This is a genomic window from Mesorhizobium sp. M1B.F.Ca.ET.045.04.1.1 (genome assembly GCF_003952465.1).
In the GTDB taxonomy this organism is placed as follows: domain Bacteria; phylum Pseudomonadota; class Alphaproteobacteria; order Rhizobiales; family Rhizobiaceae; genus Mesorhizobium; species Mesorhizobium shonense.
Window position 1 is genome coordinate 1,077,004 of record NZ_CP034448.1, and the last position, 25,544, is coordinate 1,102,547.

Consider the following 25,544-nt stretch of genomic DNA (forward strand, 5'->3'; position numbering starts at 1 on the left):
GGCTTCGTCTAGAGTGAGATGGCAATTCCTTGAATCACGGTCTCATTCTAGGGTTTGTTTTTGAAGCACGATCTTCTCCGAAAAAGTCTGCAACTTTTTCGGGATCATGCTCTGGATCGACGCAGCGGAGGGACATCGCGATGGCGATGAAACGAAGCAAGACACCGTGGATGAAGGCCGAGGATTTCGGTCGTTCGCTGCCGCACGGGCTGGGCGTCAACCTGCTGGTCACCGATATGGCGGCGATGGAGGCTTTCTGTCGCGACGTGCTCGGCGCCCGGATCATCTATGCCGACGAGGATTTCGCGGCGTTCGAGCTGCTGGGATCGATCTTCATGCTGCATGCCGACCACTCCTATCTCGACAATTCGATGACCGGCGTGACTGCCGGTGCCGAAACGCGCGGCGCAGGCATCGAGCTGCGCCTTTACGGCGCCGATCCGGATGCGGTCGAGAAAAGGGCGGCAGCGTTCGGCCACATCGTGCCGGCAGGCTCGATCGACAAGCCGCATGGCCTGCGCGAATGCTACATCGTCGGCCCGGATGGTTATGTCTTCGTGCCCAGCGCGCAGCTGCAAGCCTGAAATTTCAAGCAGTTACGGCCCGGATTCCCGGCGTGGCCTGGGCGAATGACGTCTTGCGATAAATTTGCAACACCGGCTCCGAAAACCCTATTTTAACCATATCGGGTTGAAATTCTGCCACCTTCGCCATCTTGGTGAAGCATGTATTTACGCGGACGGCGCCCCCCACCGGATCCGACGGAGGTTGGAATGACTTTTTCGAAGACTGGCCTTTTGGCCGTATCGCTGGCCGCGCTCGTTGCGAGCGGCTGCTCGACCTCGCGCTTCTCGTCGATGGACGACCAGCAGCCGGCACCGCTCACGCCGGCGCCTTCCGGCACGGTGACGCAGAACCAGCTGCCGCCGCCGGCCGCTCCGGGCACCACCGACCCGTCGCAGTTCCCGACGGCGCCGGCGAACAGCCAGGTCGCCTCGCTGCCGCCGAATGGCGCGGCGCCCGCGGGCGCCGCGGACCTGACCGCGGCCAGCGTCGCCGGCGTCTGGAACGTCAATGTTTCCGGCCAGAGCTGCAAGGTGGCGACGCCGCAGACCAAGTTCGGCGCCGGCTATCGCGCCGGCCCACTCCACTGCCCGGCTCCGGTCGACGGCATCAAGTCGTGGAACGTCGCCGGCAAGCAGCTGACGCTCTATGACGAAAACGGCGGCGCGCTGGCCCGGCTCTATTCCTCCGGCGGCGAAAAGTTCGACGGCCAGACTTCCAACGGGCAGCCTATCTCGCTTACAAGGTAAGGGTACGCTGATATTCAGGTGATGCCGGCCTGACCTGAATCTCGGCACAGCCTTGGCGCCTTCCTTAGAGCATTTGCTCGATATAAATGACGTGAGCCATGCATCTGCGTGACGGCCTCCAGACCCATGTGACCGTCAGGCAGCGCTACGACCACCTGGTCGAGACCGGCGCGGCCGAGCGCGACCCGGCGCAGGAGCACGTCGTTGCCGCGCTCGACCGGCTGACCGACGAGATCTCCGCAAAAAGGCTGGCGCAGAAATCCAGCTCACTGGGCTGGCTGTTCGCGCGCAAGAAGCAGCCGCGCGAGGCGGTCAGAGGCCTCTACATCCATGGCGGCGTCGGGCGCGGCAAGACCATGCTGATGGACGTGTTCTTCGAGCTCCTGCCGGTCAGGCGCAAGCGCCGCGTCCATTTCAACGACTTCATGGCCGACGTGCAGGATCGCATCCAGAAGCACCGAGCGGCGCGCAAGAACGGCGACGTTAAGGAAGACGATCCGATCCCGCCGGTGGCGCGGGCGCTGGCCGAGCAAGCCTGGGTGCTGTGCTTCGACGAGTTCTCGGTCACCGACATCGCCGATGCGATGATCCTGTCACGCCTGTTCTCGGCACTGTTTGCCAACGGCGTGGTGCTGGTCGCCACCTCCAATGTCGCCCCGCAAGACCTTTATCGCGACGGGTTGAACCGGCAGCTCTTCCTGCCTTTCATCGGCCTGCTCGAACGCAATGCCGAGGTGCTGACGCTGGATGCCGAAAGAGACTACCGGCAGGAAAAACTCAACCGCCTGCCGGTCTATATCACGCCGGTCGACGAGGCGGCCGACCGCGCGCTCGACGAAACCTGGAGGGCGATGACATATGGCAGGCCGACGGAGGCGGTGACGCTGACGCTGAAAGGGCGTCAAATCATCGTGCCGCGCGCCGCCGGCGATGCCGCGCGATTTTCCTTCGCCGATCTCTGCGAAAAGCCGCTCGGCGCGCGCGACTATCTGGCGATCGCCGGGCGCTTCTCGACCATCTTCATCGACCATGTGCCGGTGCTCGGCGAAGGCAAGCGCAACGAGGCCAAGCGCTTCATCCTCTTGATCGACACACTCTACGACCACCGCATGCGGCTGGTCATGAGCGCCGAGGCGCCGCCCGAAGGGCTCTACACCGCCCGGCGCGGCAACGAGGTTTTCGAGTTCGAGCGCACCGCCTCGCGGCTGGTCGAGATGCAAAGCCGCGACTGGCTGGAAGGCTGGGCGGAACGGCGGAGGGGTGAGGCGCCGGCGGCTGAAGCGCGGCAGGCGCAGGGGTAGCCATCGCGCTTCGTCATCCTAGGGCGGAGCGACGCGAAGCGGAGCGCAGACCCTAGGATCCATGCCGCGACCTGAGAGCGTCACGGCGTTTCAGAATTTGGCTCTTCAAATGGAGTCGATGGCAGGACAGGGGATAGTTCTGGATCGCCGCGCTTTCTTCATCGTCATGGCATGGATCCTAGGGTCTTCGCGCGTCGCTTCGCTCCTTGCTCCGCCCTAGGATGACGAAGACGTGGCGCTTCGTCCAATCTCGAAAGCCGATAGACATACATCACGAACTCCTCCGCCTTCCCGCGCGGCTCCTTCCGCGATTCATAAAGCGCCCGCGCCGGCCCGTTGTCCGGCTCGGTGCCCACCCAAGCCTCCTCGCAGCCGTACTCGCGGCCGATCTCGAACATCGCGTCGAGCATCTTTCGCGCGATGCCCTGCCGCTGGAAGGCCGGCGTAACGCCGACCTCGTCGATGTAGAGCTCGCTCACCTTGTCGGGGTGGCGGTGGATGACGGCGGCGCATTGAGCGACCACGATTTCGTCAGCAATCGCCACGATCATGAAATGGCCTGGCGAGGCGAGATAGGCGGCGAGGCGGTCGGGCCGGACCGGCTCGTCGAACACTTCGTCGGCGACGTGCATCACAAGGGCGTCATCGCCGGGATGGAGCCTTCTGATTTCGACGTTCATTGTGTAAATTCTCCTCAGTCGGCTCAGAGATTTTGACGTTTACGTAATTCCCAAACCATCTAACCGATTGAAAATGCTAGGCTCAAAATAATCGTTTGAATTTCTCCCACGCCGGAGCTATTGGGTGCGGCGAAATCTCGCGGGTCCTCGCAGCATTCCAGCCTCCTCGACGCCGTCATCAAGTCTGCAAAGATTTGAGGCACGGTCACACACAAAGGAAAACATCCTGACATGGCACGCAACAAGATAGCGCTCATCGGCTCGGGCATGATCGGCGGCACGCTTGCCCATATGATCGGCCTCAAGGATCTCGGCGACGTGGTGCTGTTCGATATCGCCGAGGGCATCCCGCAGGGCAAGGGTCTCGACATCGCGCAGTCCTCGCCGGTCGACGGGTTCGATGCCAGGCTGACCGGCGTCAACGACTATGCCGGCATCGAGGGCGCGGATGTGTGCATCGTCACCGCCGGCGTGCCGCGCAAGCCCGGCATGAGCCGCGACGATCTTCTCGGCATCAATCTCAAGGTCATGGAACAGGTCGGCGCGGGCCTGAAGAAATACGCGCCGAAGGCTTTCGTCATCTGCATCACCAATCCGCTCGACGCGATGGTGTGGGCGCTGCAGAAGTTCTCCGGCCTGCCGACCAGCCATGTCGTCGGCATGGCCGGGGTGCTCGACAGCGCCCGCTTCCGCTATTTCCTGGCCGAAGAGTTCAAGGTCTCGGTCGAGGACGTCACCGCCTTCGTGCTCGGCGGCCACGGCGATAGCATGGTGCCGATGATCCGCTATTCGACCGTGTCGGGCATCCCGCTGCCGGACCTCGTCAAGATGGGCTGGACCTCGAAGGAGAAGCTCGACCAGATCGTGCAGCGCACCCGCGACGGCGGCGCCGAGATCGTCGGCCTCTTGAAGACCGGCTCGGCCTACTATGCGCCGGCGGCGTCCGCGATCGCCATGGCCGAATCCTACCTGAAGGACAAGAAGCGGGTGCTGCCCTGCGCTGCGCATCTCTCGGGCCAGTATGGCGTCAAGGGAACCTATGTCGGCGTCCCAGTGGTGATCGGCGCCGGCGGCGTCGAGCGCGTCATCGAGATCGAACTCGCCAAGGCCGAACAGAAGATGTTCGACAATTCGGTGGCGGCCGTGCAGGGCCTGACCGAGGCCTGCACCAAGATCGCCCCGCAACTCGCCGGCAAGTAAATCGCGGAGACCAAGCGCATGAACATCCATGAATATCAGGCCAAGGCGTTGCTGAAGTCGTTCGGCGCGCCGGTAGCAAGCGGCGTTCCGGTGTTCAAGGCGAGCGAGGCGGAAGCCGCCGCCAAGGCGCTGCCCGGCCCGCTCTATGTCGTGAAGAGCCAGATCCATGCCGGCGGCCGCGGCAAGGGCAAGTTCAAGGAACTGCCCGCCGACGCCAAGGGCGGCGTGCGGCTGGCGAAGTCGGCGGCCGAAGTGGTCGCCAACGCCAACGAGATGCTCGGCCACACGCTGGTCACCAAGCAGACCGGGCCTGCCGGCAAGCAGGTCAACCGCCTCTATATCGAGGACGGCGCCGACATCGAGCGCGAGCTCTATCTGTCGATCCTGGTCGACCGCTCCGTCGGCCGCATCGCCTTCGTCGTCTCGACCGAGGGCGGCATGGACATCGAGGCGGTCGCGCATGACACGCCGGAAAAGATCCTCACCGTCGCCATCGATCCGGAAAAGGGCGTGACGGCGGACGACGTCAAGAAGCTCAACGCCGCGCTGAAGCTCGACGGCGATGCGGCCAAGGACGGCGAGACGCTGTTCCCGATCCTCTACAAGGCCTTTGTCGAGAAGGACATGAGCCTACTCGAGGTCAACCCGCTGATCGTTATGAGGAATGGCCGGCTGCGCGTGCTCGACGCAAAGGTGTCGTTCGACAACAACGCGCTCTTCCGCCACCCGGACGTGATGGAGCTGCGCGACACCACCGAAGAGGACGAAAAGGAGATCGAGGCGTCGAAATACGACCTCGCCTATGTCGCGCTCGACGGCAATATCGGTTGCATGGTCAACGGCGCGGGCCTTGCCATGGCGACGATGGACATCATCAAGCTCTACGGTGCTGAGCCGGCTAACTTCCTCGACGTCGGCGGCGGCGCGTCGAAGGAGAAGGTGACGGCAGCGTTCAAGATCATCACCAAGGACCCGGCGGTCGAAGGCATCCTGATCAACATCTTCGGCGGTATCATGAAGTGCGACGTCATCGCCGAGGGCGTGATCGCCGCGGTCAAGGAAGTCGGACTGAAGGTGCCGCTGGTGGTGCGGCTCGAAGGCACCAATGCCGAGCTCGGCAAGAAGATCATCAACGACAGCGGCCTCAACGTCGTGTCGGCCGACGACCTCGACGACGCGGCCAAGAAGATCGTCAAGGCGGTGAAGGGCTGAAACATGCCTCCGCGCAAGATAAACCTGGTCGAGGCGGCGGACGCGAAGATCGACAAGGTCTTCGATCCGCATATCGCCGGCGACGTCAACGATGCCCAAGCGAAGGTCGCCAAGTTCGGCGAGACCTTCGACTGGCACGCGCATGACAATGAGGACGAAGCCTTCCTGGTGCTGCGCGGCCGCATCGCCATCGATTTCCGCGACGGCCCGGTCGAGCTCGGCGAGGGCGACTTCATCGTCGTGCCGCGCGGCGTCGAGCACCGGCCGCGCTCGCTCACTGAAGAGCCGGTGGTGCTGATGTTCGAGCCGGCAACGACGCTCAACACCGGCAACGCCAAGAGCGACCTCACCGTCACCGATCTGAAGCGGCTCTGAGCCATGAACGCGGCGCCTTTCTCCTCACTCTCGACCGGTCACCAGAGCCTGCAGGCGCTGGTCGGCGCGTGGCGCGGCGAGGAAGAGGTCGCTGCGACGCAATGGACCGATGCCGGCACAGCGACCTCGGAAGTGCTGGCGGAGGCGCAATTCGGCGGATTGTTCGTGGTGCAGCGTTATCGCCAGCGCCGCGACGGCACGATCTCGTTCGGCGCGCACAATGTGTTCGGCTTCGACCAACCGAACGGCACTGTCACCATGCATCAGTTCGACTCGATGGGCTTCGTGCCGGCGGCGCCGGCTACCGGCACATGGAGTGGCAACGAGCTAATGCTGGAAAGGTCGTCACCGCGCGGCTCGGCTCGCGTGACTTATAGCTTTGATGGCGCTGATACCTACCGCATGCGATTGCAGTTCAAGCCCGCCGGCAGCGATGCCTGGCAAGACATGGTGAGCGGCCTCTACCGGCGCGTCTCGCCTTCGGAGGAAGGCTGAACCGATGGAGATCGCAGGCAAGACGGTTGAAGGGTTACACATAATCGCACATATTATTCCTGTGTGTTTATGTGGAGATGGACGATGAAGAACGTCACCCTGGCTATGGATGAAGCTCTGCTCGAAAGGGCGCGCGGCCTCGCCGGGCGTCGCAAGACGACGCTCAACGCCCTTGTCCGCTCGCTGCTTGAACATGAGGTCGAGCAGGAAGACAGGATTGCCTGGGCCAAGGCGGGGATGAAGCGGCTCATGGACGAGGCAGCCAAACGCAGCGACAGCGCCGACACTCCCTACAAGTGGGATCGAAGGGACGCCTATGCCGACCGGGAAGATCGATTGCTTTCTCGACACGAACGTCCTGATCTACGCGGCCTCGGAGAAGAATCGTGATCCGCGCCGCGCAGCAATCGCCGAAGAGCTCATTTCGCGAACCGTCTTTGGCGTGTCGGGGCAGACCTTGGCTGAATTCGTCGCCGTGGCGCGAGGGAAATCCCTTGTCGGCGACGATTTGCTCGATCAATGGCTGGTGTTCCTCGGAACCTGCCCGTTGGCGCCCGTCGACGAAGGCTATGTCCGCGCGGGATTGGACCTCGCGCGACGCTACGGAATTCACTATTACGACGCCGCGCTTCTCGCGGCGGCATCGTATCTCGGCGCGCCGATTTTCTACACCGAGGATCTCAACCACAACCAGGTCTATGGCTCGGTCCGAGCCGTCAATCCTTTCTTGTAATCGCTGAATTCAGAGGCGTTCCCACCCATGTCCATTCTCGTCGACAAGAACACCAAGGTGCTGGTCCAAGGTCTGACCGGCAAGACCGGCACGTTCCACACCGAGCAGGCGCTGGCCTATCACGGCACCAAGATGGTGGGCGGCATCCATCCGAAGAAGGGCGGCGAGACCTGGACCGGTTCCAAGGGCGAGACCCTGCCGATCTTCGCCACCGTCGCCGAGGGCAAGGAGAGGACCGGCGCCAACGCTTCCGTCATCTATGTGCCGCCGGCGGGTGCCGGCGAAGCGATCATCGAGGCGATCGAGGCCGAGATACCGCTCATCGTCTGCATCACCGAAGGCATCCCGGTGATGGACATGGTCAAGGTCAAGGCGCGGCTCGACCGTTCTTCCTCGCGGCTGATCGGCCCGAACTGCCCCGGTGTGCTGACGCCCGACGAATGCAAGATCGGCATCATGCCCGGCAACATCTTCCGCAAGGGCTCGGTCGGCGTTGTTTCCCGCTCGGGAACACTTACCTATGAGGCGGTCTTCCAGACCTCCAATGTCGGCCTCGGCCAGACCACCGCGGTCGGCATCGGCGGCGACCCGGTCAAGGGCACCGAGTTCATCGACGTGCTGGAGATGTTCCTCGCCGACGACGAGACCAAGTCGATCATCATGATCGGCGAGATCGGCGGCTCGGCCGAGGAAGACGCCGCGCAGTTCCTCAAGGACGAGGCCAAGCGCGGCCGCAAGAAGCCGATGGCGGGTTTCATCGCCGGGCGCACGGCGCCGGCTGGCCGCACCATGGGCCATGCGGGCGCGGTGATCTCGGGCGGCAAGGGCGGCGCGGAAGACAAGATCGCGGCGATGGAATCGGCCGGGATCAAGGTTTCGCCGTCGCCGGCCCGACTGGGCACGACGCTAGTCGAGGCGATCAAGGGTTAAGCGAATAGTGAGTAGTGAATAGCGAAAACAGAGTAACGACGCGACTCCAGGGAAATTCCCTACTCGCTACTCACTATTCGCTCCAAGAAGGAGACGGAGCCGGGCTCCGCAGACGAAAATGGCAAGACAAGATCAGGCCAACGACCAATTCTCGCTCACCTCATTCCTCTATGGCGGCAATGCCGACTACATCGACGCGCTCTATGCGGCCTATGAGGACGATCCGTCGATCCGGAGTGGCAGGATTTCTTCGCGGCGCTGAAGGACGACGCGGGCGACGTGCGCAAGAACGCCACCGGCGCCTCCTGGGCGAAGCCCTCCTGGCCGCTGCAGGCCAATGGCGAGCTGGTCTCGGCGCTCGACGGCAATTGGGGCCTGATCGAGAAGGCGATCGAAAAGAAGGTGAAGGAAAAGGCGGTCGTCAACGGCGCGGCCCTTTCCGACGCCGACGTGCACCAGGCGACGCGCGATTCCGTGCGCGCCATCATGATGATCCGCGCCTACCGCATGCGCGGCCATCTGCACGCCAAACTCGATCCGCTGGGCATCGCCAATCCGCTCGAGGACTATAACGAGCTGTCGCCGGAAAATTACGGCTTCACCACAGCCGACTACGACCGGCCGATCTTCCTCGACAATGTGCTGGGCCTCGAATTCGGCACCATCCGGCAGATGCTGGATATCCTCACCCGCACCTATTGCTCGACGCTCGGCGTCGAGTTCATGCACATCTCCGACCCCGAGGAGAAGGCCTGGATCCAGGCGCGCATCGAAGGCGCCGACAAGGAGATCACCTTCACCGCCACCGGCAAGAAGGCGATCCTGCAGAAGCTGGTCGAGGCCGAAGGCTTCGAGCAGTATATCGACGTCAAGTACAAGGGCACCAAGCGCTTCGGCCTCGACGGCGGCGAGTCGCTGATCCCGGCGCTGGAGCAGATCGTCAAGCGGGGCGGCCAGCTCGGCCTGAAGGAGATCGTGCTCGGCATGGCGCATCGGGGCCGCCTCAACGTGCTTTCCCAGGTGATGGCCAAGCCGCATCGCGCTATCTTCCACGAGTTCAAGGGCGGCTCGGCCGCCCCTGACGAGGTCGAGGGCTCCGGCGACGTCAAGTATCATCTCGGCGCTTCGTCGGATCGCGAGTTCGACGGCAACAAGGTGCATTTGTCGCTGACCGCCAACCCCTCGCATCTGGAAATCGTCGATCCTGTCGTGATGGGCAAGGCGCGCGCCAAACAGGATCAGCTCGCCGGCCGCGAGCGCGGCGAGGTCGTACCGCTGTCGGAGCGCGCCAAGGTGATGCCGCTCTTGCTGCACGGCGACGCGGCGTTTGCCGGCCAGGGCGTGATCGCCGAAATCCTCGGGCTTTCCGGCCTGCGCGGGCATCGCGTCGCCGGCACGCTGCATGTCATCATCAACAACCAGATCGGCTTCACCACCAATCCGCGCTTCTCGCGCTCCTCGCCCTATCCATCGGATGTGGCCAAGATGATCGAGGCGCCGATCTTCCACGTCAACGGCGACGATCCGGAAGCGGTGGTGCACGCCGCGAAGGTTGCGACCGAATTCCGCATGAAGTTCCACAAGCCGGTGGTGGTGGACATGTTCTGCTACCGCCGCTTCGGCCACAATGAGGGCGACGAGCCGGCCTTCACGCAGCCGATCATGTACCGCAGCATCCGCAGTCATAAGACGACGGTGCAGACCTACGCCGACCGGCTGATCGCGGAAGGCCATATCACCCAGGCCGAGGTCGACAAGATGCGGTCCGACTGGCGCGCGCATCTGGAGAGCGAGTGGGAAGTCGGCCAGTCCTACAAGCCGAACAAGGCCGACTGGCTGGACGGCGCGTGGTCGGGCTTGCGCACCGCCGACAACCAGGACGAACAGCGCCGCGGCAAGACCGCGGTGCCGTTGCGGACGCTCAAGGAAATCGGCAAGAAGCTGACCGAGGTGCCGAAGGATTTCGAGGCGCACAAGACGATCCTGCGCTTCCTCGAGAACCGCCGCCAGGCGATCGAATCCGGCGAAGGCATCGACTGGTCGACCGCCGAGGCGCTGGCCTTCGGCGCCATCCTGCTCGACGGCAATCCGATCCGGCTCTCCGGCCAGGATTCGGAGCGCGGCACCTTCTCCCAACGCCATTCCGTGCTCTACGACCAGCGCGACGAGAACCGCTACATCCCCCTCAACAACCTGTCGGCGGCGCAAGCCGGCTACGAGGTCATCAACTCGATGCTCTCGGAAGAGGCCGTGCTCGGCTTCGAATATGGCTACAGCCTGGCCGAGCCCAAGGCGCTGACGCTCTGGGAAGCGCAGTTCGGCGACTTCGCCAACGGCGCCCAGGTGGTGTTCGACCAGTTCATCTCGTCCGGCGAGCGCAAGTGGCTCAGAATGTCCGGCCTCGTCTGCCTGCTGCCGCATGGCTATGAGGGCCAGGGGCCGGAGCACTCGTCGGCGCGCCTCGAGCGCTTCCTGCAGCTCTGCGCCGAGGACAACATGCAGGTGGCGAACGTCACCACGCCGGCCAACTATTTCCACATCCTGCGCCGGCAACTGAAGCGCGACTTCCGCAAGCCGCTGATCCTGATGACGCCGAAGTCGCTGCTGCGCCACAAGCGGGCGGTATCGACGCTGTCGGAAATGGCGGGCGAGAGCTCGTTCCACCGGCTGTTGTGGGACGACGCGCAGCTCCTGGCCAACCAGCCGATCAAGCTGGTGAAGGATTCCAAGATCCGCCGCGTCGTGCTGTGCTCGGGCAAGGTCTATTACGATCTCTACGAGGAGCGCGAGAAGCGCGGCATCAACGACATCTACCTGCTGCGCGTCGAACAGCTCTATCCGTTCCCGGCCAAGGCGCTGATCACCGAGCTGTCGCGATTCCGCAATGCGGAGATGGTGTGGTGCCAGGAGGAGCCCAAGAACATGGGCGCCTGGTCGTTCATCGACCCCTATCTCGAATGGGTGCTGGCGCATATCGACGCCAAGCATCAGCGGGTGCGCTACACCGGACGGCCGGCCTCGGCCTCGCCGGCGACCGGACTGATGTCGAAGCATCTCAGCCAGCTCGCCGCCTTGCTCGACGACGCGCTTGGTGAATAAGGCCTGGGGCGAATAAGCAGGCCGGACGAAACAGACCTCAAGAAGAGAAGAGAACGGACAGGCACAATGGCTACCGAAATCCGCGTCCCCACTCTCGGCGAATCCGTCACCGAGGCGACCGTCGGCAAGTGGTTCAAGAAGGTCGGCGACGCGATCGCCACCGATGAGCCGCTGGTCGAGCTCGAAACCGACAAGGTGACGGTGGAGGTGCCTGCCGCGGGCGCCGGAACGCTCTCCGAAATCACCGTCAAGGAAGGCGAGACGGTCAATGTCGGCGCGCTGCTCGGCTCGATTTCGGCCGGCGGCGAAGCGACCGCGCCAGCGGCCAAGCCCCACGCGGTGGCGCAGGCCTCGAGCCCGGACGCGGCGTCCACGACCAAGCAGGCCGCGGCCGAAACCGCCAAGGTTGCCGGCGGCGGCGGTCCGATCGAACCGCGCACCATGCCGCCGGCGCCGTCCGCGGCCAAGCTGATCGCCGAGCACAATCTCGCGGTCGACCACCTGCCGGGTTCGGGCAAGCGTGGCCAGGTGCTGAAGGGCGACGTGCTCGACGCGATCGCCAAGGGCGCGCCCTCGCAGCCTGCCGAGCCGCCGAAGGCGGCGCCCGCGCCCGCTCCCGTAGCGGCCCGCGCGCCGTCCTCGGCCGACGATGCCTCGCGCGAGGAGCGCGTGCGCATGACCAAGCTCCGGCAGACGATCGCTCGGCGGCTGAAGGAGGCGCAGTCGACCGCCGCCATGCTCACCACCTTCAACGAGGTGGACATGAGCGCGGTGATGGCGCTGAGGGCGAAGTACAAGGACGTGTTCGAGAAGAAGCACGGCGTGAAGCTCGGCTTCATGGGCTTCTTCACCAAGGCGGTGACGCATGCGCTGAAGGAGATCCCGGCGGTCAATGCCGAGATCGACGGCACCGACATCATCTACAAGAACTTCGCCCATGTCGGCGTCGCCGTCGGCACCGACAAGGGCCTGGTGGTTCCGGTGGTGCGCGACGCCGACCAGATGTCGATCGCCGAGATCGAGAAGGAGATCGGCCGGCTGGGCCTCGCCGCGCGCGACGGCAAGCTGTCGGTCGCGGACATGCAGGGCGGCACCTTCACCATCTCCAACGGCGGCGTTTATGGCTCGCTGATGTCGACGCCGATCCTGAACGCACCGCAGTCCGGCATCCTCGGCATGCACAAGATCCAGGAGCGGCCGATGGTGGTCGGCGGCCAGATCGTCATCCGTCCGATGATGTATCTGGCGCTCAGCTACGACCACCGCATCGTCGACGGCAAGGAAGCGGTGACCTTCCTCGTCCGTGTCAAGGAAAGCCTGGAAGATCCCGAGCGGCTGGTGCTCGATCTGTAAGGTGACCTATGGCGGCTGGCGGCCGGAGCGGCGAATGAAGGCCTGTCTGCTCGCTGCCGCGAAGCCGGTCGCCCTTGCGGCCGGCGTCGCTCTCGTCACAGCCGCCGCCCAGGCCGCCTGCCCGATCCAACTCGCGGTCTACGGTGAGGCACGGAGCGGCGCCGAGATCGATTTCACCCCGGCCGGCACCTCGGCGACGATCACCAACAGCTTCCGCATGATCCTCGACAACAATGTCGTGCTCGACGGCATCGCCATGTGGACCGAAGGCTCCGCTGGGCGCCCTCACGGCTCGCTGATGTACAGATGCCCGACCGGCGACGTCACCGGCGAGGAGCTTGCCGCCTGCACGGTTTGGGAAGGCGTGATCTACAGCGCCGACGAGAAGGGCACCATCGGGTTGTTGCCGGCCGAGGGCGCTGATGCGCCGAAAAGCCTAATCTTTCCCGATCTCGGCCCGTCGCTCGAAATGTCGGCTGCTTACGGTCCCGCCGGCTTCTCCAGAGTGCCATGGGACATTTTTTCCCTGAAAGGCTGCCAGGAATGAGTGCTGACAAGAAAACGCTGCTGGTTACCGGCGGCAGCCGCGGCATCGGCGCGGCTATCTGCCGGCAGGCCGTCCAGGCCGGTTATCGCGTGGCGGTCAACTATGTCTCCAACCAGGCCGCGGCCGAGGCGCTTGTCGCCGAGCTCGAAGCCGCGGGCGGCGAGGCCTTCGCGGTCAAGGGCGATGTCGGCAACGAGGCCGATGTGGTGGCGATGTTCGAGGCGGTGGACCGCGCCTTCGGTCGGCTCGACGCCTTCGTCAACAATGCCGGCATCGTCGACGTCAAGGCGCGTGTCGACCAGATGAGCACCGAGCGGGTCGAGCGCATGATGCGCATCAACGTCGTCGGCTCCTTCCTCTGCGCGCGGGAGGCGGTGAAGCGCATGTCGACGCGGCACGGCGGCAAGGGCGGCGCCATCGTCAACATTTCGTCGGCGGCCGCCAGGCTTGGCGCGCCCGGTGAATATGTCGACTACGCCGCCTCCAAGGGCGCGATCGACACGCTGACGATCGGGCTGGCGCGCGAGGTGGTGCTGGAAGGCATTCGCGTCAATGCGGTCAGCCCCGGCATCACCGAAACCGAGATCCATGCCTCCGGCGGCCAGCCGGATCGCGTGGCGCGGATGCAGGACATGCTGCCGATGAAACGCGCGGGCACGACCGATGAGGTCGCGAGCGCGGTTCTCTATCTTTTGTCGGACTCGGCCTCCTATATAACGGGCGCGATCCTCAATGTGAGCGGCGGCCGCTGAAGGCCGGATAACCGGATAACAAGGACAGTCTCATGGCTTATGACGTCGTAATCATCGGATCGGGACCGGGCGGCTATGTCTGCGCCATCAAGGCGGCGCAGCTCGGCCTGAAGACGGCGGTGGTCGAGAAGAACGCCACCTTCGGCGGCACTTGCCTCAACATCGGCTGCATCCCGTCGAAGGCGCTGCTCCACGCCTCCGAGATGTTCGCCGAGGCCGGCCATACCTTCGACATGCTGGGCGTCGAGGTCGGCGCGCCGAAGCTCAACCTGAAGAAGATGCTGGCGCACAAGGATGCGACCGTGGCCTCCAACGTCAACGGCGTCGCCTTCCTGTTCAAGAAGAACAAGATCGATTCCTTCCGCGGCACCGGCAAGGTGGTTTCCGCCGGCAAGGTGTCGGTGACCGGTGAGGACGGCAGGGTCGAGGAGATCGAGACCAAGAACATCGTGATCGCCACCGGTTCCGACGTCGCCGGCATTTCGGGCGTCAAGGTCGATTTCGACGAGAAGGTGATCGTGTCTTCCACCGGCGCGCTGTCGCTGGCCAAGGTGCCCGCCAGCCTCGTGGTGGTCGGCGGCGGCGTCATCGGGCTGGAGCTCGGCTCGGTGTGGGCCAGGCTCGGCGCCAAGGTCACGGTCGTCGAGTTCCTCGACACCATCCTCGGCGGCATGGACGGCGAGGTCTCGAAGCAGTTCCAGCGGCTGCTGTCGAAGCAGGGTTTCGAATTCAAGTTAGGGGCCAAGGTCACTGGCGTCGCCAAGTCCAAGAAGGGCGCCAGCATCACGTTCGAGCCGGTGAAGGGCGGCGCGCCCGAAACCATCGAGGCCGACGTCGTGCTGGTCGCCACCGGCCGCCGCCCCTATGCCGACAGCCTTGGGCTGAAGGAAGCGGGCGTCGAGATGGACGAGCGCGGCCGGGTCAAGACCGACGGGCATCTGAGGACCAACGTGTCCGGCATCTATGCCATCGGCGACGTCATCGCCGGACCGATGCTGGCGCACAAGGCCGAGGACGAGGGTGTCGCCGTGGCCGAGACGATTGCCGGCCAAGCCGGCCACGTGAACTATGACGTCATCCCGAGCGTCGTCTACACCACCCCGGAAATCGCCTCCGTCGGCAAGACCGAGGAGGAATTGAAGAAAGCCGGCATCGACTACAAGGTCGGCAAGTTCCCGTTCAGCGCCAACGGCCGCGCGCGCGCCATGCTGCACACCGACGGCTTCGTGAAGATCCTGGCCGACAAGGCAAGCGACCGCGTGCTCGGCGTCCATATCGTCGGCTTCGGCGCCGGCGAGATGATCCACGAGGCCGCCGTGCTGATGGAATTCGGCGGCTCGTCGGAAGACCTCGCCCGCACCTGCCATGCTCATCCGACGATGTCGGAAGCGGTCAAGGAAGCGGCGCTGGCCACATTCTTCAAACCGATCCACATCTGAAAGGCCCGTATAAACTCTACTCCGGCGGCCATCTGACGCGACTTTCTCCGCTTCCGGTGCTCACGGACCTGAACGTCCGCTGCGCTCCGGTTCTCGAAAGTCACGCCAGCTGACTCACCGGAGCGAGTTTCTAAGGGCCTTTCTCTCGCCTGTACAAACAAAGCGGCCCGCCTTTCGGCGGGCCGCTCGTCGTTGAGCTGTAGCCTATTACTGAGCCGGAGCCGGGGATGGCGAGGGTGCCGGGGCAGGCGCCGGAGCGGGCGCAGGAGCCGGAGCGGGAGTTGCCGGTGCCGGCTCGGGGGCCGGAGTAGGCGTCGCAGGCGCTGGCTCAGCCGGAGCGGGTGCGGGTGCCGGGGTCGTAGCGGCCGGCGGCTCGGCGGGCGCCGGCGCCTTTTCGCCGCCGGTTCTGCCAAAAACATAATACGCAACAATGGCCAGGATAATGACAACAAGGGCGATCAGCCACCCGCTGCCGCCGCCACCCGACGAGGGAGGCGTGCTCGGAGGGGTGAAGGGGTCGTTAGGGTTCGCCATGAAACGTGTCCTCCTTGGAATGAAAGGCTTCAATCAACAGCCATCAACGCGCGATCCCGCTATCGGTTTCACGCAGGCGGACGGAAAGCGCTGAAAAACCGGCGTTTTCCGCTCCCCAGCCGCCAGACGACTCAGTTGACGGCGGTAACAGTATACCCCGCCTTGCGGAAATCTTCGACCAGTCCGTCAGGGCCGGGCAGATGCAGCGCGCCGACGGCCATGAAGGCATTGCCCTTGGCCAGTAGAGGTTCGGCATGTTCCACCATTACCTTGTTGCGGCTGGTGATCATGGTCTGCTCGAAGGCGGCATAGCCGGCCTGATCGTTCGCGGCGTCGGGCAGCACGGCGCGGAACAGCGGCCAGAACATGCCGACATCGCCGCGCTGGTAGAGCACGATCATGGTTTCGTTGACGTCGTTCACCCGGTCGCCGAGCTTCAGCGTCTCGACCAGCCCTTTCATGTGGTAGGCAAGCGGCAGCGAGGCCATGGCGCGCAACTGGTCGGCCGCGGTTTCCAGTCCCTCGACGTCCTTGCCGGACGTCTTGGCGTCGGAGGCGAGCTTGACATCCAGCACCGGCGCGCCGGCGGCCTGGCGCGCCACCTCGCAGGCCGGCAGCGCCACCATCGCCGACAGGATCCACGGCTTCATCTTGGCGACGGTCAGGGGCGGGATGCCGCGTGCATCGAGCCCCTTGTTCAGCACCGCCACGTCTTCGGGCGACAGCAGCGAGGACAGCGTGGTGTTGTCGGTGAACATCATCAGGCCAGGCTCGGCGGCCATGGCGGCCATCATCTTGGCCTTGTCGAGGGCGTCGGTGGTTTCGATGATGACGGTGTCGGCGCCCTCATAGGCTTTCCGGGCCGCGGCCGGCAGCGTGGTGACGCGCGTGTCGGTCACATGCATGGTGCCGAACAGGAAGGACGGCTTTTCACCCGGCTTTTCCAGCTTCCACAGCAGGCCTTTGCCGTTCGGAACGGCGGCGGCCTCGGTCTCGACCTTCTTGAAGGCGGCGGGATCGCTCTTTGCGAGGCTTTCCAGCAGATCGCTGCCGGCGCAGGCTGGCGCTTCGGCATGCGCCCTGCCGGCCAGCACCAGAACGATGAGAAACGACAGGAAAAACAGCACGTTGAGCGCCGCAAGCAGCTTCAACGAGACGAGAGCCGCGCGGTCGGCGATGGCGATGACGCGTTTCATGGACAAGTGTCTTAGCGCCGAAAAGCGGCAAAACGGTTAACCGGCGGATGAAATTGTTTCCGGTGCAGTGAGTTTGGACGTTCGCTCGGGTTTTCGGATCGAATACCTTGACGATTGGCTGAAACGCCCATCGCTTCGTCATCCACGGGCGGAGCAAGGAGCGTAGCGACGCGGCGCAGACCCGAGGATGACGAAGCCCCGAGGCTTCGCGCAATCCCTGATGATTCACGCCCTTGGATGCGCCTTCTCGTAAATATCCAGCAGCCTTGCCGTGTCGACGCCGGTATAGATCTGGGTGGTCGACAGGCTGGCATGGCCGAGCAGTTCCTGGATGGTGCGCAGGTCGCCGCCGCGGCCGAGCAGATGCGTGGCGAAGGAATGGCGCAAGGCATGCGGCGTCGCGGTGTCGGGCAGGTTGAGCGCCGAGCGCAGCTTCGCCATCTCGCGTTGCACGATCGCCGGGTTGAGCGGTCCGCCGCGGGCGCCGCGAAACAGCAGTCCCTTCGGATCGATATGGAACGGGCAGAGCCGCCGGTATTCGGCAACCGCGCGTGACGCCACCGGCAGCACCGGCACCAGCCGCGTCTTGCCGCCCTTGCCGGTGATGCGCAGCACGGTGTCGGCATCCGTGGCGAGATCGGCGCCGCTGAGGCCAAGCGCCTCCGAAATGCGCAGCCCGGAACCGTAGAGCAGCGTCAGCACGGCGGCGTTGCGGGCGGCGATCCATGGCTCTTCCGCCAGCTGGCCTTCCACGGCTACGACCTGTTTCGCATCGCTCGCCGTCAGCGGCTTGGGCAGCGATTTCGGCTGGCGCGGCGCGCGCAACGCCGCAGCACCCGCAGCGTTGGCGAGGCCGCGCTTTTCCAGAAAGCGCAGCAGCGAGCGGATGCCGGCGAGGCCGCGCCCAAGCGTGCGGGCGCCGGCGCCGGCGTTGCGGCGCGCGGCGAGGAAGCTGCGCAGGTCGGCCGGCCGCAGGTCGGCGATCTCCGAGATGCCGGGCGGGCCGCCACAATGTCCGGTCAGAAAATGCAGGAACTGGCGCGTGTCGCGCTCATAGGCTTCGACCGTCTCCGGCGACAGCCGGCGCTCGCGCGCCAGCATCTTCAGCCAGGTTTCGCGCGCCGCCTGAAGGTCGGGCTTTGCCGGGATGAGGAATTCCTGCATGGCAGGCATCTTCCGCCAGGCAAGTTAGGAAGCGGTGAAGAGCGCGTCATTGAAATGACAGCTGGGGAGGGTTAGAGCAGGGCAAAGGAAGCGCTGCCGATGTCGAAGCTGCAAAACCCCGTACAGATGGCCGTGATCGGCGCCGCGCACGGCATCAAGGGCGAGTTGCGGGTGAAAACCTTCACCGGCGATCCGCTGGCGCTTGCCGACTACGGGCCGCTCTACGCCAAGGATGGCCGTGCCTTCCAGATCCTCGACATCAGGCCGGCCGGCACGGTGGTGGTGGTGCGTTTCAAGGGTATCAGTGACCGCAACGCCGCCGAAGCGCTTGCCGGCACCGAACTCTTCGTCGACCGTTCGGTGCTGCCGGAAGATGGCGAGGAGGACGAGTTCTACCACGCCGACCTGATCGGCCTGGAAGTCAGGGACGATACCGGCGTCATCGGCAGGGTTGTCGCCGTGCACAATTTCGGCGGCGGCGACATACTCGATGTCACGCTCGCCGGCCGCAAGGGCGTGCTGATCCCGTTCACCCAGGCCGCGGTGCCGCATGTGTCGATCGCCGACGGCTTCGTCCAGGTCGATCCGCTGGCGGCGGGGTTGGCCGAGGACGAAGAGACCGAGGCGCCCGGCGGTTCCGGCTTCGACCCAAAAGGCCGGCCGCGCGGACCGAAGGATGCCGGGGGCAACCGGTGAGCTTTGCCGCCTCGGTGCTGACGCTCTATCCCGAGATGTTCCCGGGGGCGCTCGGCCTGTCGCTTGCGGGCCGGGCACTCGAGGCCGGCACCTGGTCGCTGGAAGTGATCCAGATCCGCGATTTCGCCACCGACAGGCACCGCACCGTCGACGACACGCCGGCCGGCGGCGGCGCCGGCATGGTGATGCGCGCGGATGTGCTGGCGCAGGCCATCGACCATGCCTCGCCGCCGGGCGATCCGCGCCCGCGCCTTTTGATGAGCCCGCGCGGCAGGCCGCTGACGCAGCCGCGCGTACGCGAACTGGCCGCCGGGCCGGGCGCCGTCATCCTGTGCGGCCGCTTCGAGGGCGTCGACCAGCGGCTGATTGAGGCGCGAGGATTGGAGGAAGTCTCGATCGGCGATTTCATCCTGTCGGGCGGCGAGCCGGCGGCGCTTGTGCTGCTCGACGCCGTGGTGCGACTGCTGCCCGGCGTCATGGGCAATGCCGTCTCGGGCGAGGAAGAGAGTTTCGAGAACGGCCTGCTCGAGCATCCGCACTACACGCGACCGCAGGAGTTCGAGGGCAGGCAGATCCCCGAGGTGCTGATCTCGGGCAATCACAAGAAGATCGCCGAGTGGCGGCGCGCCGAGGCCGAGAAGCTGACCCGGGAACGGCGGCCGGACCTATGGGCGGCAGGTCACCCCTTGGCGAAATAGTAAAACGCCAGCAGCAGACCTACGGCGACGACGAAGCCGCGCACGGCACCCTGCGGCACGCGCTTGGCGATCCACACCCCGGCATAGCCGCCCAGCGCCACGCCCGGGATCATGACGACCGCCTGCGGCCAGGCGACGACGCCCCCGGAAACGAAAACCAGTATGGCGACAATCGCGATCACGATGGACAGCATGTTCTTCAGCGCGTTCAGCCGGTGGTAGTCGCCGGCCTGTGTCAGGCCGAGGGTCGCCAGCATCATGACGCCCATGCCGGCGCCGAAGAAGCCGCCATAGACCGAGGTCGCGAACTGCGCCAGCGATCCCGCCAGCGAGCCGACCGAGGCCTGATGTTCCGGTCCGGCCGTCGGCTTCAGCCATGGTCCGGCCGCGAACAAGGCGGTGGCGGCGATGAGCAGCCAGGGCACGAGCGCGCGGAAGGACGGGTTGGAGAGCGCGAGCAGGATGAGCGAGCCGGCCAGCGCGCCGAGCGCTGAGATCAGGCAAAGCAGCAGGGCGCCGCGCCAGAAATGCCTGATGTCGTCGAGGTAGGCGAGCGTCGAGGTGATATAGCCCGGCAGTTGCGTCACCGATGAGGTGGCGTTGGCCATGATCGGCGGCAGGCCGACCAGCGTCATGGCGCCGAAAGTGACGAAGGTGCCGCCCCCGGCTACCGCGTTGGCGGCACCTGAAACGAACCCTGCAACGAAGAGCAGGACCACGTCGAAAACTGACATTGAGAAATATTGCCGCCGGAGAGGATTTACACTTCGCCCGGCTTAGAAAGCCTGTGCATCCTGCGCAAGCCCTACATTGGAAGATCGCGGCGGCATCCAAAAAAGAAGCGACAAAGGCGTGACAAAGCGCCGAAATAGCTGTATGTGCCCGCCCGAACCGGAAGAACGATCTTCTGGACCCGTCAACAAATGGCGGTGTAGCCGTCCCTGTCCGATGCTTGACCGCAAAGGGCATAGCCGAGCGGTCGTTGGAACTGCAAGGCGAGTCGAGGACGCTCTGGCTGTCGGAAGAACAAGAAGTGGATATTTGAGATGGACCTCATCCGTCAGCTCGAGGCCGAGCAGGCCGCCAAGATCGAAGCCAAGCGCAAGCTGCCCGAATTCCAGCCCGGCGACACCGTGCGCGTCCAGGTGCGAGTCACCGAAGGCAGCCGCACCCGCGTGCAGGCCTATGAGGGCGTCGTCATCGCCCGCTCCGGCTCCGGCTTCCAGGAGAATTTCACCGTCCGCAAGATTTCCTACGGCGAAGGCGTCGAGCGCGTGTTCCCGATCTACTCGCCGATGGTCGAAGGCGTCGAGATCGTGCGCCGCGGCAAAGTGCGTCGCGCCAAGCTCTATTACCTGCGCGACCGTCGCGGCAAGTCGGCCCGCATTTCGGAAAACACCGGCGTGCGCGCCCGCAAGCTGAACGACGAGGAGCGTGATGCCCTGAACGCCGAGCGCGCCCGCATCGAGGCCGAAAAGGTCGCCGCCGCCGAGGCGCTGGCTGCCGAGAAGGCCGCGCAGGACGCCGCCGAGAAGAAGGCCGCCGAGTCCGCGTCGGCCGAGGCCGCGTCGGCCGAATAAGGCGCTTCGATAGACGTGTTTCGGAAAGGCGGCTTCGGCCGCCTTTTTCATTTGGCGGAACGGCACCAGGGCTCCTGATCGGTCAGTTCCTATCCTACCTGCGCGTTCGCGCACCGCATGTCTTGCTGATTGGCTAAAACGCCTGAGCTTCGTCATCCACGGGCGGAGCAAGGAGCGCAGCGACGCGGCGTAGACCCGAGGATCCATTCCGTGACTTAGAAGCACCGCCACGGTGCAGAATTCTGCTCCGCCGCACCCTACGACAGCGGTAACGGAATGGATCCTCGGGTCTGCGCTCCGCTTCGCGTCGCTCCGCCCGTGGATGACGACCATCGGGGTTGCTTCATCCGAACATCTGAGAGGGGCGCACATTGTGGCCCTTGACAGCCATTTATCTTGTACACTAAATAATCGTGCACAAGATAACTGGAGAAAAGAAATGTCAGCACTCTACACCGCCCAGGCTCGCGTCGTTGGTGGCCGCGCGGGCCATGCCGAGACCAGCGACGGTCTGCTCAAACTCGATCTGGCGATGCCGAAAGAGCTCGGCGGGCAGGGTGGCGCCACCAATCCCGAGCAGCTGTTCGCCGCCGGCTATGCCGCCTGCTTCGAAAGCGCCATCCGCTTCGTCGCGCGCAAAAAGAAGCTGCCGCTCGAGGATGCGGCAGTGACGGCCACCGTCAGCCTCTATCCCAACGATCAGGGCGGTTTCAGGCTGGGCGTCGCGCTGGCGGCGGAGACGAAAGGCCTTGATCAGGCGGGCGCGGAAGCGCTTGTATCGGAAGCGCACCAGATCTGTCCCTATTCCAACGCCATCCGGGGCAATATCGACGTGGCCCTTTCCACGGTGGCGCTTGCGGCAAAGGCGGCATGACGACTGAAACCGAAATTCGAGCGAGCGATGTCCCGGCGGATAATGCCGGGACGATTGCCGTTCCGCGTCTCGACCAGCAGCTCTGCTTCGCGCTCTATTCCGCAAGCGGGCTGATGACCAAGCTTTACCGGCCGCTGCTCGATCCGCTCGGCCTCACCTATCCGCAATATCTGGCGATGCTGGCGCTTTGGCAGCGTTCACCTATGACGGTTGGCGAGCTCGGCGAGGCGCTGGGGCTGGATTCGGCGACACTGACGCCGCTGGTCAAGCGGATGGAAGCGGGCGGCCTCGTCACCCGCCGGCGCGACAGCGCCGACGAGCGCCGGGTGCTGGTCGAGCCGACGGCAAAAGGCCAGGCGCTGCGCGCGAACATGAAGGATGTGACCGCCGCGCTCGACTGCAGCATGCCGTTGGAGCGCGCCGAGCTCAAAGCCCTGCACGGCACGCTGACGCGACTGGTCGCCGGGCTGCGCGATGCCGTCGCGGAGCCTGCGGAATAATCGCTTCACCGGCAGCGTTCGGAAACCGTGCCGATCAGAGCATGGGAATCCGCTTTGCCGCTTGTCCATGCAGCGGATCGGCTTGCAAGGCGCCTGCGGACAGCTAAAGTCGGCGCCGGGTTTTCATGCGTGCCCGCATAGCGGGCGTTTCAGGTTCTGGGGAGTTGTCATGACCAAGTCGAAACTGCTGCTGGCCGCCATGGTGGCCTGTCTTCTCGCGCCCGTCGCGGCGCTCGCCGACACGCTGCCCGATCTCGGCGGCAAAAAAATTGTGGTGGTGACGGAGAATGCCTACCCGCCGCTGCAGTTCATCGACAAGAAAACCGGCAAGCAGATCGGCTGGGAATATGACGCCATGGACGAGATCGCCAAGCGGCTGAACTTCAAGGTCGAGTACCAGAACACCTCCTGGGACGCGATGATCCAGGCGGTTTCCGATAACCAGTACAACATCGGCATGACCGGCATCACCATCAAGGACGACCGCAAGCAGAAAGTCGACTTCTCCGATCCCTATATGCGCTCGGAGCAGTTCATGCTGGTGCGCGGCGACGAAAGCCGCTTCACCGATGCCAAGAGTTTTGCCACCTTCAAGGACGGGCTGGTCGGCGCCCAGCCCGGGACCACGCCCTTCTACACCGCCGTCTACAGCGTGCTCGACGGTAATGAGCAGAATCCGCGCATCAAACTTTTCGAAACATTCGGCGCCACCGTGCAGGCGCTGAAGTCCGGCGACGTCGACGTGGTGCTCACCGACGGCACCGCCGGCAAGGGCTATGTCGACGCTTCCGAAGGCAAGCTCAAGCTGATTGGCGGCCCGCTCGGCACCGAGGATTTCGGCTTCATCTTCCCGAAGGGCTCCGACCTGGTGAAGCCGGTCAACGCCGCGATCGCCGCGCTCAAAGCCGACGGCACGCTGGATGCGCTGAACAAAAAGTGGTTCCTCGACTACAAGATGGGGCAGTGAGCTCGTCTTGTTAAGAACAGTGCGTGTGCAACAACTCGCGCTGACCTTGCGCCAAGGCACCCCCCTCTGCCCTACCGGGCATCTCCCCCTCAAGGGGGGAGATCGGATGGCGCGCCGGTTTTCGCTAATCTCCAACGCTGCAGGGTGGGCGGTGTGGCCGAAGCCGCCAATCTCCCCCCTTGAGGGGGAGATGGCCGGCAGGCCAGAGGGGGGTGCCTTGGCACCATCCTTTCTCGATCTTTACACCGGCATCGCCTGATGTCGGCTGCGTCCTCATCCACCGCCAAATCAGAATTCCCCTGGTGGCTTGCCGCTGCGGCCGTCCTTGCGCTCGCCGCCGCCCTCGCCATCGCGGCGAGCGATATCTATGCCGAGGTCTTCGCCATCGTCGTCAAGGGCATCGGCATCACCATTTTCGTCACCGTGGTCGCTTTCGCGCTGGCCTCGGCGCTGGGGCTCGGCGTCGCGCTGATGGCGCTATCGGGGTCGCAATGGTTACGGCAGATCGCCCGCTTCTATGTCGAGATCATCCGTGGAGTGCCGATCCTGGTGCTGTTGTTCTGGATCGCCTTCGCCGGCGCGCCGGCCTTCGTCACGGCGTGGAACGCGCTGACGGCGCCGCTGCAGAGCGCCGGGCTGCTTGGCGAATTGCTGGTGCGCGACGTCTCGCTTCTGTGGCGCGCCATCATGGCGCTCACCATCGGCTACTCGGCCTTCATTTCGGAAGTGTTCCGGGCCGGTATCCAGTCGGTCGAGAAGCCGCCAAGGCGCTCGGGCTGACGCGCGTGCAGCGCTTCCGCCTGATCGTCCCCCCCCCCCCCCCCCCCCCCCCCCCCCCCCCCCCCCCCCCCCCCCCCCCCCCCGATCCGCCACCATCCTGCCGCCGCCCCCCGCCCGCGTGAGGAATAGCCGGCAGAGATGGTCCGCGCTACGATCCCGCTGTTCGATGCGTATCCATGGAGGAGCCGACCATGAATTTCGACAAGGCCAATGCGGCGCTGGACTCCGTCTATACGGCCGAGACGCCGGAGGCGCTCGCCAAGGCCTATGCCGAATGGGCGGCGACCTATGACAGCGAGACCGCCTCGCTCGGCTATCTGCTGCCTTCCTCATCACCGCCTGGGTGGCGCGCCATGTGCCTGCGGGCGAAGGTCCGCTGCTCGACGCCGGCTGCGGCACCGGCCTGTCGGGGCCATCGCTCAAGGCGCTGGGCTATGGCGACATCGCCGGCCTCGACCTTTCCGACGACATGCTGAAGCTCGCCGGCAGCCGCCAAGCCAATGGCAAGCCGGCCTATAGCGAGCTGAAGAAAGCGATGCTCGGCGGCCCGCTGCCCTGGCCGGACCGGCATTTCCGAGCCTTCTTTTCGACGGGCGTGTTCACCATCGGCCACGCGCCGGCTTCCGGCCTGCGCGAGCTGGTGCGCATCACCAAAAGCGGCGGCCACGCCATCTTCACGGTGCGCGATCAGGTGTTCGAGAGCGGCGGATTTCAGGCGGTGTTCGATGAGCTCACGCAGGCGAGGAAGTGGCGCCTGGTCGAGCAAAGCCCGTGGTTCCGCTGCTACGCGATCGGCGACCCGGAAGCGCTGGTGAAGACTTTTGTGTTCGAGGTGATGTGAGCGCCAACTTCCCTTCTCCCCTTGTGGGAGAAGGTGTCGCCGAAGGCGACGGATGAGGGGTGCTCCAGGGAAAGCCAGCGTCTCACTCCGCTGGAACACCCCTCATCCGTCTCGGCGCTGCGCGCCGATCCACCTTCTCCCGCAAGGGGAGAAGGGAAGCTGGCGCTAATTGCCGAAAAGCCAAAACATTGCTATTTACCCCGCCATGGAAGAGCTTTTCGGCGATCCGGCCTACAAGGGTTTTGTGCTGCAGGACAGAAAGCGCCTGCCGTCGCGATTTGCCGC

General features: G+C 64.8%; 24 protein-coding genes and 3 pseudogenes. 23 read left to right on the forward strand and 4 right to left on the reverse strand.

Annotated features, from left to right (window positions below; all coding sequences use genetic code 11):
* Positions 1-140 precede the first annotated feature (140 nt).
* From EJ071_RS05315 to zapE, 3 genes are all read left to right on the forward strand, one after another.
* Positions 141-584 carry a VOC family protein gene (locus EJ071_RS05315; protein ID WP_126097137.1) on the forward strand — a complete coding sequence of 148 codons (444 nt, stop codon included), beginning with the start codon at positions 141-143 and terminating at the stop codon, positions 582-584.
* 189 nt (positions 585-773) lie between these two features.
* Positions 774-1,313 (forward strand): protease inhibitor Inh/omp19 family protein, encoded by a 540-nt coding sequence (locus EJ071_RS05320; protein ID WP_126097138.1) that lies wholly within the window; start codon positions 774-776, stop codon positions 1,311-1,313.
* 98 nt (positions 1,314-1,411) lie between these two features.
* The gene (gene zapE / locus EJ071_RS05325; protein ID WP_126097139.1) at positions 1,412-2,614 is read left to right on the forward strand and encodes a cell division protein ZapE; all 1,203 of its coding nucleotides are present in this window, start codon (positions 1,412-1,414) and stop codon (positions 2,612-2,614) included.
* A 164-nt stretch (positions 2,615-2,778) separates the two neighbouring features.
* On the opposite strand, the gene EJ071_RS05330 is transcribed toward zapE, so the two are convergent.
* On the reverse strand, positions 2,779-3,294 hold the full coding sequence (locus EJ071_RS05330) for a GNAT family N-acetyltransferase (protein WP_126097140.1): 516 nt from the start codon (positions 3,292-3,294) through the stop codon (positions 2,779-2,781).
* Between the two features lie 231 nt (positions 3,295-3,525).
* On the opposite strand from EJ071_RS05330, the gene mdh reads away from it, so the two are divergent.
* From mdh to lpdA, 12 genes and pseudogenes are all read left to right on the forward strand, one after another.
* Entirely contained in the window at positions 3,526-4,494 is a 969-nt protein-coding gene (gene mdh, locus EJ071_RS05335) for a malate dehydrogenase (protein WP_126097141.1), read from the forward strand.
* A gap of 18 nt (positions 4,495-4,512) precedes the next feature.
* Positions 4,513-5,706: an ADP-forming succinate--CoA ligase subunit beta gene (sucC, locus tag EJ071_RS05340; protein WP_126097142.1), complete on the forward strand. Its 1,194-nt coding sequence runs from the start codon at positions 4,513-4,515 to the stop codon at positions 5,704-5,706.
* 3 nt (positions 5,707-5,709) lie between these two features.
* Positions 5,710-6,081 carry a cupin domain-containing protein gene (locus EJ071_RS05345; protein WP_126097143.1) on the forward strand — a complete coding sequence of 124 codons (372 nt, stop codon included), beginning with the start codon at positions 5,710-5,712 and terminating at the stop codon, positions 6,079-6,081.
* Between the two features lie 3 nt (positions 6,082-6,084).
* Positions 6,085-6,576 (forward strand): DUF1579 family protein, encoded by a 492-nt coding sequence (locus tag EJ071_RS05350; protein WP_126097144.1) that lies wholly within the window; start codon positions 6,085-6,087, stop codon positions 6,574-6,576.
* An 84-nt stretch (positions 6,577-6,660) separates the two neighbouring features.
* Positions 6,661-6,966, forward strand: a complete 306-nt coding sequence (locus tag EJ071_RS05355; RefSeq protein ID WP_126097145.1) for a hypothetical protein — start codon at positions 6,661-6,663, stop codon at positions 6,964-6,966.
* Positions 6,893-7,309: a PIN domain-containing protein gene (locus tag EJ071_RS05360; protein WP_126097146.1), complete on the forward strand. Its 417-nt coding sequence runs from the start codon at positions 6,893-6,895 to the stop codon at positions 7,307-7,309. The genes EJ071_RS05355 and EJ071_RS05360 overlap by 74 nt, the downstream gene beginning before the upstream one ends.
* Before the next feature lie 27 nt (positions 7,310-7,336).
* Positions 7,337-8,239: a succinate--CoA ligase subunit alpha gene (sucD, locus tag EJ071_RS05365; RefSeq protein ID WP_126097147.1), complete on the forward strand. Its 903-nt coding sequence runs from the start codon at positions 7,337-7,339 to the stop codon at positions 8,237-8,239.
* Between the two features lie 118 nt (positions 8,240-8,357).
* Positions 8,358-11,338: pseudogene (locus EJ071_RS05370) on the forward strand (2-oxoglutarate dehydrogenase E1 component).
* A 66-nt stretch (positions 11,339-11,404) separates the two neighbouring features.
* Entirely contained in the window at positions 11,405-12,691 is a 1,287-nt protein-coding gene (gene odhB, locus EJ071_RS05375; RefSeq protein ID WP_126097148.1) for a 2-oxoglutarate dehydrogenase complex dihydrolipoyllysine-residue succinyltransferase, read from the forward strand.
* Between the two features lie 34 nt (positions 12,692-12,725).
* On the forward strand, positions 12,726-13,238 hold the full coding sequence (locus EJ071_RS05380) for a hypothetical protein (protein ID WP_126097149.1): 513 nt from the start codon (positions 12,726-12,728) through the stop codon (positions 13,236-13,238).
* Positions 13,235-13,990: an SDR family oxidoreductase gene (locus EJ071_RS05385; protein WP_126097150.1), complete on the forward strand. Its 756-nt coding sequence runs from the start codon at positions 13,235-13,237 to the stop codon at positions 13,988-13,990. The genes EJ071_RS05380 and EJ071_RS05385 overlap by 4 nt, the downstream gene beginning before the upstream one ends.
* Positions 13,991-14,022: 32 nt before the next feature.
* Positions 14,023-15,429, forward strand: a complete 1,407-nt coding sequence (gene lpdA / locus EJ071_RS05390) for a dihydrolipoyl dehydrogenase (protein ID WP_126097151.1) — start codon at positions 14,023-14,025, stop codon at positions 15,427-15,429.
* Positions 15,430-16,094: 665 nt separating this feature from the next.
* Here lpdA and EJ071_RS05400 read toward each other — a convergent pair.
* Both EJ071_RS05400 and EJ071_RS05405 read right to left on the reverse strand, forming a co-directional pair.
* On the reverse strand, positions 16,095-17,159 hold the full coding sequence (locus EJ071_RS05400) for a TraB/GumN family protein (protein WP_126097152.1): 1,065 nt from the start codon (positions 17,157-17,159) through the stop codon (positions 16,095-16,097).
* 225 nt (positions 17,160-17,384) lie between these two features.
* Positions 17,385-18,323, reverse strand: coding sequence for a tyrosine recombinase XerC (locus EJ071_RS05405; RefSeq protein WP_126097153.1), 939 nt, complete (start codon positions 18,321-18,323; stop codon positions 17,385-17,387).
* 99 nt (positions 18,324-18,422) lie between these two features.
* Between EJ071_RS05405 and rimM the strand changes: the two genes are divergently transcribed.
* Together rimM and trmD are read left to right on the forward strand one after the other, a co-directional pair.
* On the forward strand, positions 18,423-19,019 hold the full coding sequence (gene rimM / locus EJ071_RS05410; protein ID WP_126097154.1) for a ribosome maturation factor RimM: 597 nt from the start codon (positions 18,423-18,425) through the stop codon (positions 19,017-19,019).
* On the forward strand, positions 19,016-19,717 hold the full coding sequence (gene trmD, locus EJ071_RS05415; protein ID WP_126097155.1) for a tRNA (guanosine(37)-N1)-methyltransferase TrmD: 702 nt from the start codon (positions 19,016-19,018) through the stop codon (positions 19,715-19,717). Before rimM ends, trmD begins: the two co-directional genes overlap by 4 nt.
* On the opposite strand, the gene EJ071_RS05420 is transcribed toward trmD, so the two are convergent.
* Positions 19,699-20,451, reverse strand: a complete 753-nt coding sequence (locus EJ071_RS05420) for a sulfite exporter TauE/SafE family protein (RefSeq protein WP_126097156.1) — start codon at positions 20,449-20,451, stop codon at positions 19,699-19,701. The two genes, trmD and EJ071_RS05420, sit on opposite strands and share 19 nt — an antisense overlap.
* A gap of 312 nt (positions 20,452-20,763) precedes the next feature.
* Here EJ071_RS05420 and rplS point away from each other — a divergent pair, with 312 nt between their 5' ends.
* From rplS to EJ071_RS05455, 6 genes and pseudogenes are all read left to right on the forward strand, one after another.
* Positions 20,764-21,297, forward strand: a complete 534-nt coding sequence (gene rplS / locus EJ071_RS05425) for a 50S ribosomal protein L19 (protein ID WP_126097157.1) — start codon at positions 20,764-20,766, stop codon at positions 21,295-21,297.
* 439 nt (positions 21,298-21,736) lie between these two features.
* The gene (locus EJ071_RS05430; protein WP_126097158.1) at positions 21,737-22,171 is read left to right on the forward strand and encodes an organic hydroperoxide resistance protein; all 435 of its coding nucleotides are present in this window, start codon (positions 21,737-21,739) and stop codon (positions 22,169-22,171) included.
* Positions 22,168-22,671 carry a MarR family transcriptional regulator gene (locus EJ071_RS05435; protein ID WP_126097159.1) on the forward strand — a complete coding sequence of 168 codons (504 nt, stop codon included), beginning with the start codon at positions 22,168-22,170 and terminating at the stop codon, positions 22,669-22,671. The genes EJ071_RS05430 and EJ071_RS05435 overlap by 4 nt, the downstream gene beginning before the upstream one ends.
* A 169-nt stretch (positions 22,672-22,840) precedes the next feature.
* Positions 22,841-23,638: a basic amino acid ABC transporter substrate-binding protein gene (locus tag EJ071_RS05440; protein ID WP_126097160.1), complete on the forward strand. Its 798-nt coding sequence runs from the start codon at positions 22,841-22,843 to the stop codon at positions 23,636-23,638.
* Positions 23,639-23,896: 258 nt separating this feature from the next.
* A pseudogene (locus EJ071_RS05450) lies at positions 23,897-24,453 on the forward strand (ABC transporter permease subunit); the annotation flags it as partial.
* Positions 24,454-24,609: 156 nt separating this feature from the next.
* Positions 24,610-25,259, forward strand: a pseudogene (locus EJ071_RS05455) (class I SAM-dependent methyltransferase).
* The last annotated feature ends 285 nt before the right edge of the window (positions 25,260-25,544 follow it).